This window comes from Rahnella sp. NRRL B-41462 (assembly GCF_003263525.1).
Classification (GTDB): Bacteria; Pseudomonadota; Gammaproteobacteria; order Enterobacterales; family Enterobacteriaceae; genus Rahnella; species Rahnella aceris.
This window is the reverse complement of the sequence record NZ_JYDF01000056.1, coordinates 1-12149: the sequence shown is the minus strand read 5'-3', so window position 1 is coordinate 12149 and position 12149 is coordinate 1. Positions and strand designations below refer to the sequence as shown.

The following is a 12149-nucleotide window of genomic DNA, read 5'->3' as shown; positions in this document are numbered from 1 at the left end:
TCCCCTTCGCAGGGGAGGGTGCGATTATTTATTGCCCGCTTTGCGCTGCAATTGATCCCGCAAATTCGGCGGTGTGCCTTTGATGGTCAGGGTATCCGTGGCCGGATCCCAGAAAATGCGTTCGCCCATCAGCATGGCATCGAAGTTGATGCTCAGACCGCCGCCGCTGCCGGCGAATTTGGTCAGCTGACGCAAGGTGCTGCGGTCGGCCGGGAAGGTTTCTTCCAGCTGATAGCCCTGCTCCTGGGTAAATTCTTTAAATTTCTTGTCATTCCACGGCGGCAGTTCTTCGGACAGATCATCCAGCGCGATCTCCTCGCCCGCCTGCAGTTGCTCGTTGCAGTAGGTATAAACCTGCTGACGGTAGTTCTGACGCTCGTTTTTATCGAGCTGCGCTTCGGTACAGAAATCATCAACCGCCTGCAGCAGGCCACGGTTCTGCGCCTTGGTATCCAGACCTTCGGATGCGCCGAGGAAATCCATAAAGAAGTCAGAGACTTTGCGCCCTACCCGGCCTTTCAGGAAGGTGAGGTAACGGGTCGATTCCGGATTGGTTTCCCATTCCGTCAGATCAATACGCGCCACAATATCCGCATGATTGATGTCGAGATAATGAATGCTGCTGACATCCAGCTGTTCATTGACGCGCATACTGCTGCGGCTGTTCAGCACGGCAACCAGTAAATATTCGACTGCCAGGAAGCGGTAATGACAGAAAAGCACCACGCCGCCTTCGGCAAACGGGTATTTCGCCAGTTCGTCACGCAGACGGCCAGTGGCAGCGCGGCTGAATGACAGGAAATCGTCGTCCCCTTTGCGGCAACTGCGTAATGCGACTGCCAGCTCGCTGTCTTCATTGAACAGACCGTACGCTTTGCTTTTTGCACTGTAGACGCGGTGCAGTTCTGCCATCATTTCATCAACGGCAGCATTGGGCGTCAGAAGCGTATCACGCAGCACAACATCCAGCGTTTGCTCATCACGTTTGTTCAACTGGTGCAGAGCGATCTGCTCGAGATCCAGACTCATGGGGATTTTCTCCTGTAAGAATTGCAGCCGTGTAAGAAGGGTTTGTCTGCGGGGCGTATTCAAACACCGAAGCGTCAAAGCCGCAACCGCTCATGCCTTAGAAATAAGAGTTTGATGCGAGAAAAAACCCAAAATAATTCGTGTTGCAGGAAGGCGGCAAACGAAGAAATCCCGATGAGCTTACGCCGGTAAGTGATTCGGGTGACTGAGTGCAGTCAACGCATCTGCAACCCGAAGTGTGAAGGGGTTATAAAAATGCGGAAAACAGAGGCGTGATACGCTAAGATATTGGACTTTGTCGGATCAAGAAGCACAATACTCTATGGCACAATCATCCCGTTACAGTGACGAACACGTTGAACAGCTCCTTTCCGAGCTGGCGACAGTTCTGGAAAAACACCGCGCCCCGACAGACCTGTCTCTGATGGTTCTGGGCAATATGGTGACAAACCTTATTAATACCAGCGTCGCTCCTGCACAGCGCAAAGCCTTGTCGCAGTCCTTTGCGAAAGCGTTGCAAGCGTCGATAAGAGAAGATAAAGCCCATTAATTCACAACTTGCCCAAACCCTCTCATGGTGACAAATCGTCAGCGCTATCGCGAAAAAGTATCCCAGATGATCAGCTGGGGCCACTGGTTCGCCCTGTTTAATATCCTGCTCATTCTTGGGATCGGCAGCCGCTACCTGTTTGTTTCTGACTGGCCTTCTTCATTGCAGGGGCGTATTTACGCGCTGGTCAGCTGGCTTGGGCATTTCAGTTTTATCGGTTTCTCGGCATATTTACTGATCATCTTCCCGCTCACCTTCGTGGTGATGTCACAACGCCTGCTGCGGTTCTTATCCGCTATTCTGGCTACTGCCGGGCTGACCCTGCTCCTGGTCGATACCGAAGTCTTTACCCGTTTCCACCTGCATATTAATCCGGTTGTGTGGGAACTGGTGGTCAATCCCGTTCAGGGCGAGATGGCCCGCGACTGGCAGCTGATGTTTATTGCTGTGCCGGTGATATTCCTGCTCGAAATGCTGTTCGGTACCTGGGCGTGGCAAAAGCTGCGCAGCCTGAACCGCCGTAATTTTGCTAAGCCGATTGTCGTGCTGTTCATTGCCAGTTTCTTTGCTTCGCATCTGATGTACATCTGGGCGGATGCCAACTTCTATCGCCCGATCACCATGCAGCGCGCGAATCTTCCGCTGTCGTATCCGATGACGGCGCGCAAATTCCTTGAAAAACACGGCTTGCTGAATGCCGGTGAATACCAGAAACGGCTGATCGAACAAGGCAACCCTGAAGCGCTGGCAGTGGAATATCCGCTGAATACCCTCAGCTTCGCGAAAACCGGGTCGAAGTATAATTTGCTGATGGTGGTACTCGACGGTGTCCATACCGCCACGCTGGATAAAGACATGCCAGCACTGAGTGATTTTGCCAAACATAACATTCGTTTTGATCAGCATTTCAGTTCCGGAAACCGTAATGACACCGGGCAGTTCGGCCTGTTCTACGGGATTTCGCCAAGCTATATGCAGGGGATTCTGGCGGCGCGTAAACCTTCTGCGCTGGTGACATCGCTGGAGCAACAAGGTTACGAATTTGGTTTATTTGCCTCAGACGGTTTTAACAGCCCGCTGTATCGCCAGGCATTACTGACCGATTTCACCTTGCCGCCGCCAGTCAAACAGACTGACCAGCAAACCGTTTATCAATGGCAACAATGGCTGAATGGCCTTGGCAACGGACCGTGGTTCTCCTACGTGAACCTGAACGGCATCAGCAGTGCATTGCGTCAGGACGGGGCCAGTGTGCCAACCGGTAACACCTTTATTCGTCGCTATCAGAACGGTGCACTGGGCGTGGATGATCAAATCAAGGCCATCCTGCAATCGTTAAAAGACCGCGGAGAGCTGGAGAAAACTGTGGTGGTCATTACCGCCTCACACGGTATTGAATTCAACGAGAATGGCACCTGGGGGTCAGGTAACTCGATGAACCGCCGCCAGTTGCAGGTTCCGCTGATCATTCACTGGCCGGGCACACCGGCGCAGAATATCGATAAGCTGACGGATCATGCCGATGTGATGACCACGCTGATGCAGCGCCTGTTGCACGTCACTACGGCCCCGGCGGATTACTCGCAGGGCGAAGATTTGTTCGCTGCGAAGCGTCGTCATAACTGGGTCACGACCAGCGACGACGGTACGCTGGTGATCACCACCCCGGACCAGACGCTGGAACTGGAAAATAACGGGGATTACCGCGCTTTTGACATTAACGGCAAGCGGATTAAAGATCAGAAACCCGAGCTTGGCTTGCTGCTTCAGGTGCTGACAGATGAAAAACGCTTCCTGGCAAACTGACATTCGCCGTTAGCGCAAAGATGAAAGCCAACCCTGACCGGTTGGCTTTTTTATTGGGGCCACGCCTATTTTTCCCTATCAAATTATTTGACCTTCTTCTTGAAAATAATGTCGTTTATAGCGCAGCCTGAAACCGTTACGGTGGACCCTATATTCTGATAACTTTCTAAAAAAATGAGCGGAGTGCAACCATCGTGGCGGGACTGGTCAACGGAAAATGGGTAAGCGGCGACGTCGCGAAAGAAGAAATAAAAAACGGGGCATTTCATCGTGAGGAAACTGCCTTTCGCCAGACACATCTTGAGCCGGAAGCCGGACGGTATCAGCTTTTCGTCTCTTATTTGTGTCCGTGGGCCTCGCGTACATTAATTTTCCGCCATCTGAAAGGGCTGGAAAAATTCATTCAGGTATCCGTTGCTCAGCCGGTGATTGGTGAAAATGGCTGGACGTTCGACACGCCGCAGGATGCAGGCGAAAAGATTGAGCAGGTGCGTTACATCCATCAGCTCTATACCGCCAGCGATGCACACTATACCGGCAAAGTATCCGTGCCCGTACTGTGGGACCGTCGCGAAGGACGTATCATCAATAATGAATCGGCTGACATTATCCGCATTCTTAACCATACGTTTGATGCACTGACCGGAAATCGGGATAACTTTTATCCTGCTGCCCTGCGCGAAGACATCGACCGCTGGAATGAAGTGATTTATCACGACGTCAACAACGGTGTGTACAAGACAGGCTTTGCGAAGACTCAGGCAAGCTATAACGCCGCCGTGACCCAACTGTTCGGCACGCTCGATACCCTTGAGGCGCATTTAAACACCCACCGGTACATGGCCGGTGAATATATTACCGAAGCCGACTGGCGTCTGTTCGTCACTCTGGTGCGTTTCGACAGCGCGTATCACGGTGCCTTCAAATGTAATATTCGCCGTATTGAAGACTATCGAAATCTTTCAAATTATTTGCGTGAACTCTATCAGTGGCCGGGGGTCAGCGACACGGTAAACCTGGCGCATATCAAACAAGGTTACTACGGTATTTTATGGCTGAATCCGACAGGTATCGTTCCGGCAGGTCCGCAGCTTGATCTGCGCCGCCCTCACGATCGTCAGCGTCTCATCGGGCGCGGCGTTATGCAGAGAACAGACTAAAAATCACTTGGACCCGCACAAATAAGACTGTATATTTCAACAGTTATTTCTCCCTGTCTTTTATGAGGAAAGTTATGCGGGTCGAACTGATTTTTGACAAACGGAATGTCTCCGGCATCCCCAATGCCAGTGAAAAGATTGAAGCGGAACTGGTTAAACGGGTACACCGTCTGTTTCCTGACGCGGAAGTAAAAGTAAAACCGATGCAGGCTAACGGGCTGAATACCCACGGTGCCAGCAAGCAGGAACGTTCGCAGTTAAATCAAATGTTAGAGGAAATGTTCGAAGAAGCCGACGAGTGGCTCGCTGTGGAGTAAAAATCCACCTTGCCGTTGCACTTACTTACAAAGAGCAATTGAAATAAACAATCCATCGCTATGGCTTAATATAAGATGTGCGGGTTATACGAAATTCATTATCAATCAGAGCGATGAGTTGCACATAATGAGGTACAGACCTGGGTGATTTCATCCGGTACATTGTTCCCGCACCTTCGCTTTTCGCTTCACACGCGCCAATGACTTTGCGAAACCGCCATGCCACCGAGCCTAAAAAAATCCAGCGCCCAACCTAATTTCTACACCAAGCGCTTTGCGCTGATTTGTCTCGGTATTGTCTGTTGCCTGGCGCTTCTGCTCGGCCGGGTGGGCTACCTGCAATTGCTCAACCAGCCAATGCTGGAAAAAGAAGCCGACTCCCGCTCGTTGCGTTCCACTGTCATCCCTGCCGGGCGCGGCACTATTGTTGATCGTAACGGCCATCCGCTGGCGCTGAGCGTCGCCTCAAAAGACATTATCGCCGATCCGTTCCGTGTGCTGGAATTGCACAGCGACCTGAACAGTCCGAAGTGGCAATATCTGGCTTCCGCGCTGAATATGCCACTTTCGCAGCTCCAGCAAACCATCACCAGTGATCCTCAACGCCGCTTCGTCTATCTCGGCCGCAAAATAGAAGAAGGCATCGCCGCAGATATCAGCCAGCTGCACCTCGGCGGCATCAGCAGTCAGCTCGATGACAGCCGTTATTACCCGATGAGTGAAGCCGCAGCAAATCTGGTCGGCGTCGTCGGGACAGATAACGAAGGTCTGACAGGCGTTGAAAAAGGCTTTAATGCTCTGCTGCAGGGCAAACCGGGCATGCGCGAATACCGTCAGGATCGCCATGGCAATGTGATCGGCATCCTGAAAGAAGTCGCGCCACAACAGCCGCCAACCATCAACCTGAGTATCGACAGTTTTATGCAGTACGTTTTGTACTCGCGGCTGCGCGATGGCGTTACGCTTAACCAGGCTGAATCCGGTGCTGCTGTTCTGGTGGATGTGAATACCGGTGAGATTTTAGGGATGGCGTCCTATCCGTCCTATAATCCCAATAACTATGCCGGTGTTCAGGCAAAAGACATGCGAAATGTGGCGATCAGCGACAGTTTCGAACCGGGTTCGACGGTCAAACCGCTGGTGGTGATGGCGGGTCTGAACCGCCATATGATCCGTCCGGATTCCGTTCTCGATACCCATCCGTATACCGTTAACGGCCACCTGATCCGCGACGTTGGTCATTGGCCAGCGCTGACCATCACCGGTATCTTGCAAAAATCCAGTGACATTGCGGTGTCGCACATTGCGCTGGCGATGCCTGCCAGTGTACTGGTTCAGCTTTATCAGTCCTTTGGTTTGGGCAAACCGACAGATCTGGGTATCGGTGGCGAAAGCAGTGGTTATTTCCCGCTCCACCGTGACCGCTGGGCTGATATCGAGCGCGCTACCTTCTCCTTTGGCTACGGCCTGCGCGTCACGCCACTGCAAATCGCCCGTGAATACGCCACGATTGGTGCCGAAGGTATTTACCGACCGCTGTCGATAACCAAAGTCACGCCGCCGGTGCTTGGCACCCGTGTGATGTCGGCTGACGTGGTCAGAACCGTGATTCATATGATGGAAAGTGACGCCCTGCCCGGCGGCTCCGGCCTCAGCGCTGCGGTGCCGGGATACCGTCTGGCGATTAAAACCGGTACGGCGGAAAAAATGGGAGCCAGTGGCAAATACGACGGCGGTTACATCAACTACACTGCCGGTGTTGCGCCTGCCAGTAATCCGCGTGTTGCACTGGTGGTGATGGTCAATAATCCGCAAGCGGGCAAGCACTTCGGTGGTTCGGTTGCAGGCCCGATTTTCGGGCAGATTATGGGCGAAATCCTTAACCACATGAACATTGCGCCGGATGCGCTGGTGCCGGAAACGCCACCAACGACGGTGATTAATGGCGGGCAGAAAACCGATCTGGTACGTCGCCCGGCCACAGACGGTTAATCAAACGCGAGCAAAAAGATTAAAAATTTCTGACAGACTGGATCTCGCAGAAATAAGCGGTTAACGTTCGCAGTGTTTGTGGCTAAAGAAATTGCTGGCTGACTCACTGTGGAGGAAGAGCGCAGGCTCTGTAAAAAAAGAATGAAACGGCTTCTTATCGTATTTTTGATCTTTGTTGCGGTTTGTCTGGGTGTGATTGCACTGAATATGCAGGGCAGCAGCCCCTGGTAACTGAGTTCCGTTCCCTGAAAAGGGATAAAGGGAGACATCATTTTGCCAACCGGTAAGAACTTTGTGGTTTTGATTGTTCTTATTCTCGTCGGGATAGTCGTGGTGGACGATGGCATCGCCCGTTTGATCCACTGGATCCTGTTACGTTAAAACATGGCCCGCGCGGCTGTCATTACAGTCCTGCCCACCGGGCTATTATTGTCTGCCCAACCCCTGAACATCTCTGAGCAACAGCTGCCACGCCAACCTGGCGAACTCGTGTATAATAGCGATATTCAACCTTAATACAGACTGGTTATGGCTCAAGACATTCATATCGCTATCGTCTGCGCACTCAGCAAATGGATTGAAGGCCATCTTGGTCGTGTGATCCATCTTGAAGAACTGGCTGAGTATTCAGGCTATTCGCTCTGGCACATGCAAAAACTGTTCAAAGAATCGACAGGCATTTCTCTGGGGAAGTACATCAGGGAACGCCGTCTGGCGAGTGCTGTTTATCAGCTGAGCAGCAGTGAAACCCCGATTTTTGACATTGCTATGGATTTCGGTTTTGGTTCGCAATCGCATTTCACCTACATGTTCCGCAAGCGTTTCAACATAACGCCACATGAATTCCGCCAGAACCCTGACATCAAACTTGATGTCTCTCCCCCGCTGCATCTCATCCATCAGAAATCTGCCTGAAGCTGTCAGAAACCCACAAAAAACGCGGCCATCAGAGGCCGCGTTCTTTTACTGCTTATTCTTTACTGCTAAGCGCTATTCTGTGTCTGAGAAAGGCACGCTTAGAACTGATACACCAGACCTACCGCCGTCACGTCATCGGTATTGATGCCAGCGTTGTCGGTGAAGGTGCTGCTGTCGATCAGGTTAATTTTATAGTCAACGTAGGCTGACATGTTTTTGTTGAAGTAGTAAGTCGCACCGAGGTCAACAAATTTAACCAGATCCTGATCCTGGTAGTTATTACCCAGACGGTCTGAACCTAAATCTTTACCGCGGGTTTGGTTATAAGCTACGAACGGACGCAAACCGAAATCGAACTGATAACTTGCATAGGCTTCAAATGCCTGGGATTCGTTAGCATAACCGTAAGCTTCTGAATCGGTGGAACCGAAGCGGGAAGCGTTGTAAGCCTGGGTAAACATCGCAGCCAGATAGACGTTATTCGCGTCATATTTCAGACCACCGGTGTAACCTTCGGCTTTTTTACCGTCGCCCATGATACCCGGTGCAGAGTTCTGCTCGTCAGTACGGTCAGAGTTGAAGAAGGCACCCGCTACGCTGACGCCCGCGCCAATATCGTAGCTCAGCGACATACCGTAACCGTCGCCGTTCTGTGTCAGCACATCACGGGTACCTGGTTCGCCGCCGCCGCTGTCGTTTTTACCCTGATATTGCAGGGCAAAGTGCAGGCCATCGACCAGACCAAAGAAATTGTCGTTGCGGTAAGTTGCCACGCCGTTGGTACGCTGATAAAGGAACTGGTCAGCACCATAAGTGGAACCATCGAACTCAGGCTGCATGTCGGTCCAGGCGGCAACGTCATACATCACGCCGTTGTTACGACCGTAGTCGAATGAACCCATGTCGCCAAATTTCAGACCTGCAAAACCATAACGGGTAAATGCGCGGTCACCGTCATCAGAGCTTTCAGCCTGATTAGCCTGAACCTGATATTCCCATTGGCCGTAACCCGTCAGTTGATCAGTAATCTGGGTTTCGCCTTTGAAACCAAGGCGGATGTAGCTCTGATCGCCATCAGAACCTTTGTCGTTAGAGAAGTAGTGCAAGCCATCCACTAAACCGTACAGGTCCAGTTTATTACCATCTTTATTATAAACTTCTGCCGCACTTGCTGATCCCGCCACCACTAAAGCAGGGATCATGAGTGAAAGAACACGGATTTTCATTTTTTTGTCCTCGATAGGTGTCGGACCGTGCCACTAAATGTAAAGTACAGTTTTTTTTACCGCTTTAAATCTGCATAACGTTTTTTGTATCTGTATAAATGTTGGCCCGACATGGCAGTTCCATTCTCATGATATAGATTCTTTTAATCCAGAAAGAAAATGATACGAAATTAGTGAAGACATTACGTATATATTAGAATATGTAACAATATATTAATTTTGCGTAAATTTACGTCTGTTTATTTTTGTTAAAATAAAGCACGCAAAGCTAATTTAATTAAAAAATGATATATATCAATTAATTAATTAAACCCGTTACCGCACTAAGTGATAAATCATACATTCAGCAATAATATATACTCTCTCTCGCTATCATCATTATTTGTTATTCAATTACCCTCATTCCCCGTTTTGTGGAAACAACAGCCGGCCCTTTGTGGCCGGTTTTTTTGATTTACAAAGATATAATATCACTCTGTGATATTCATCATTGATTATATCGCGCCCGCTGACTGTATTTCTCCATAATTACTTCACATTATCTCCATCTTTTGAATTTCGATTTTCTTAATATTCGATATCTAATCCATTAAATTAATAAGGTATTTTCGGAAAATTATTAATCGATATTGTGGAGAGGCTTTGTTGGTCAGCGACACTTCAGATCCGTTACTATAGCCAAAGTCAGACCAATCCCGCTGATCACCGCCGGGAAGACCGATAAACTGCGGTGCCACGCAACAGCTTCTTTATTCAACCGTTCAGGGAACCTCATGCCACAACAGGATCAGCTAGACAACATATCCAAAGCCAGAATGCTTCTGGCAACCCGCCGTTTTCTAAAACTCGACGAGTGGCTGTTGTCACTGATGCGTGGCTGGCAGAATCAGGGCGAAGGCCAAAGCGATTACGGCCTGCTGATGCATCCGGCCACTCTGTTTACCGGTACGGAATCGCCTGCACTTAATCCGCTGGAAGTTCTCAGTGACTGGGCGCAGCAATGCCCGCAGAGCTACCACGCTCACGTATTGCTGGGCATGGTCTGGCATGAAAATGCCTGGTTGATCCGCCAGTCTCAGGGCGAAAATGAAATTGAAGATCACCAGTGGCTCGGTGCCCAGTTGTGTTGCGATTACGCCGTGCTGGCGTTTTTACGCGCCATCGAATTACACCCGCGCCCGACTCATGCGTTCCGCCATCTGATGAATCTCAGCGGGGGTTTCGGTGAGCCTTACTGGCTGAAATCTCTTTTCGCTGGCGAAATCCCCAAGCCCCTGCATGAGAAGTTTTCGATTCAGGACAGTGAAATCTGGCAAGCCGGGGTGGCGCATATCCACGCCCTCGGGTTCGAACCTGCCACACACTGGCCGCAAATGTTACCTGCCGCGTTACAGCAAACCCGAAAAACCGGTGAAGAAGCGCTGGATTACTGGCTGCGCATGGCGATGTCCGTGCGTCACGCCGACGTCGGCACGATGGAATCCTACCTGTTATTCCATTCCGCGTTCTGGGGCGGCAGCGACGAGCAACAGATGCTGATTATCGACAGCCCGCTGTGTGCGGAATTCAGCGATGAAGAACGTAACCAGTTTCGTGCGAACGCGCTGTGCGATGCGCTATCCGGCGATATTGCAGAACGGGAATCACCGCGGGCGCAGGAACTCCAGCAGCGTTTGGCGACTTTACTGGCTCAGCCCCTCACGCCTGAAACCCGCATCCGCCTGCTGGATCTCGCCGGCATTTGTACCGCTTACTGGCAGGATGATGATCAGGCCGGCCTGACCGTTTATGACGCATTGTTCACCGTTTCACCGCAGGCGATGCCGGGCCATTCTGCCCGCATGTTTATTTCCCGCGCCGTGCTGGCAAACGGTCATGAAGAAGGTTTGCCGGTACTCACTCAGTTACTGACCCGCGGCCTGAGCCAGGCGAATGATCCGGTGCTGGTCGCGTTTGCGGCGACGGCGCTGCAATTCGGATTGTACGGACTGCCAGCCCGGCCAGAGTTAAGTGAAGGGCTGATGGAACACGCATGGTCGCTTATCCAGCAATCGGGGGATGAACAACCGGTCAGCGATCTGGTCACGCTGGCGCATGATATGGCAATCAATGACGACATCGATGCCGCTCATTTTCTGATGACCGGCATGGCGCGCCACGGCAGTGCCATTCACTGCTACGAGCTGTATTTCTTCTACCGCAACGGCTGGCACCATGATGTGCCTGAGCATTATCACAATGACAGTAATGCGATGGATTGTGTGCTCAGCGCCGCCCGCTCTGGCATGGTTCCGGCTATGTTTACCTGCGCTAACGCGCTGCGCGACGGGCTGAGCGGCGAACCGGATTATGAACAGGCGATGCAGTGGTATCAGCGCGCGATAGACGCCGGGCACCTGTCCGCCGCCTACTATCGCGCCAGTTGCGCGCTGGATAATGGCTCCGATGCCGAGAAACGTCAGGCAGCAGAAGTCTGGCTGCCGGAAATTCTGCATAACGCCGCACACCCGGATCGCGCCGAAGCCGCTTATACCCTTGGCATGGCCTGGCTGACCGGTACCGGCGTGAAGAAAAACCGTTATATCGCGGATAAATTTATGGAATTCGTGCTCGAGCTGAACCCGGAATCTGAGGCGGCGAAGCAGGTTCACGATGAACTCAGCGGCTCGCTGCGGGCGAGGATGAATTTGTGGCAGGACAAGCGCAAGACTGAGATTGAAGATCCTATCGCCGGGTTTAGATTGCAGGAGCCGCTGCAATAGCGGCTTGCCCCCCTTTTATAAAGGTGCAAATTTTGGATTTTCACTGGCCGTGGAGGCTTGATCGGGAATATTTCGGTTTCTCAATAACTGTTATCGCAGAGCCTTTCGCGCCGAAACCGACCAAGAGGGAAAAGTGCTTTTTCCCTCTTGGATCTCCCTTCGCTTTTCAACAAGCGCTATCGCGTGCTGGCTATGTTTCAGTTGCCGCAGAGACAGGCTGGAAATCTTGCCGCTTTGCGGTGCCTTCTCTCGGTCTTCGAGCCACAGGTCTCGAAGCCGCTCCGTTCAGCAAGATTTCTGAATCGCCCGCACGATCTTAAATTCAACGACAGAATGTTTTTATCTTTCCTCCTCCCCCTGCGAAGGGGGGAGGTTGGGAGGGGGTTTTA

Annotated in this window: 10 protein-coding genes; 7 read left to right on the top strand and 3 right to left on the bottom strand. The window is 51.6% G+C overall.

The window, feature by feature from the left end; genetic code table 11:
- Positions 1-24: 24 nt before the first annotated feature.
- Positions 25-1029 carry a nucleoid-associated protein YejK gene (gene yejK, locus UC14_RS14640; RefSeq protein ID WP_013574634.1) on the bottom strand — a complete coding sequence of 335 codons (1005 nt, stop codon included), beginning with the start codon at positions 1027-1029 and terminating at the stop codon, positions 25-27.
- 322 nt (positions 1030-1351) lie between these two features.
- Here yejK and UC14_RS14635 point away from each other — a divergent pair, with 322 nt between their 5' ends.
- The 5 genes from UC14_RS14635 (at position 1352) to UC14_RS14615 (ending at position 6854) form a co-directional block, all read left to right on the top strand.
- Positions 1352-1579, top strand: coding sequence for a YejL family protein (locus UC14_RS14635; RefSeq protein ID WP_015696497.1), 228 nt, complete (start codon positions 1352-1354; stop codon positions 1577-1579).
- Between the two features lie 24 nt (positions 1580-1603).
- The gene (gene yejM / locus UC14_RS14630; protein ID WP_013574632.1) at positions 1604-3385 is read left to right on the top strand and encodes an LPS biosynthesis-modulating metalloenzyme YejM; all 1782 of its coding nucleotides are present in this window, start codon (positions 1604-1606) and stop codon (positions 3383-3385) included.
- 194 nt (positions 3386-3579) lie between these two features.
- Positions 3580-4545, top strand: a complete 966-nt coding sequence (locus tag UC14_RS14625) for a glutathione S-transferase family protein (RefSeq protein ID WP_013574631.1) — start codon at positions 3580-3582, stop codon at positions 4543-4545.
- 74 nt (positions 4546-4619) lie between these two features.
- Positions 4620-4862 carry a DinI family protein gene (locus tag UC14_RS14620; RefSeq protein ID WP_013574630.1) on the top strand — a complete coding sequence of 81 codons (243 nt, stop codon included), beginning with the start codon at positions 4620-4622 and terminating at the stop codon, positions 4860-4862.
- Positions 4863-5081: 219 nt separating this feature from the next.
- On the top strand, positions 5082-6854 hold the full coding sequence (locus UC14_RS14615; RefSeq protein ID WP_013574629.1) for a penicillin-binding transpeptidase domain-containing protein: 1773 nt from the start codon (positions 5082-5084) through the stop codon (positions 6852-6854).
- 60 nt (positions 6855-6914) lie between these two features.
- Here UC14_RS14615 and UC14_RS14610 read toward each other — a convergent pair whose 3' ends face one another.
- Positions 6915-7217: a hypothetical protein gene (locus UC14_RS14610; RefSeq protein ID WP_015689534.1), complete on the bottom strand. Its 303-nt coding sequence runs from the start codon at positions 7215-7217 to the stop codon at positions 6915-6917.
- A gap of 165 nt (positions 7218-7382) precedes the next feature.
- Here UC14_RS14610 and UC14_RS14605 point away from each other — a divergent pair, with 165 nt between their 5' ends.
- Complete coding sequence (locus UC14_RS14605; protein WP_013574628.1) at positions 7383-7769, top strand: helix-turn-helix domain-containing protein; 387 nt, start codon at positions 7383-7385, stop codon at positions 7767-7769.
- Between the two features lie 101 nt (positions 7770-7870).
- On the opposite strand, the gene ompC is transcribed toward UC14_RS14605, so the two are convergent.
- The gene (gene ompC, locus UC14_RS14600; RefSeq protein WP_013574627.1) at positions 7871-8998 is read right to left on the bottom strand and encodes a porin OmpC; all 1128 of its coding nucleotides are present in this window, start codon (positions 8996-8998) and stop codon (positions 7871-7873) included.
- A 773-nt stretch (positions 8999-9771) separates the two neighbouring features.
- Between ompC and UC14_RS14595 the strand changes: the two genes are divergently transcribed.
- On the top strand, positions 9772-11760 hold the full coding sequence (locus tag UC14_RS14595) for a DUF4034 domain-containing protein (protein ID WP_112197968.1): 1989 nt from the start codon (positions 9772-9774) through the stop codon (positions 11758-11760).
- The last annotated feature ends 389 nt before the right edge of the window (positions 11761-12149 follow it).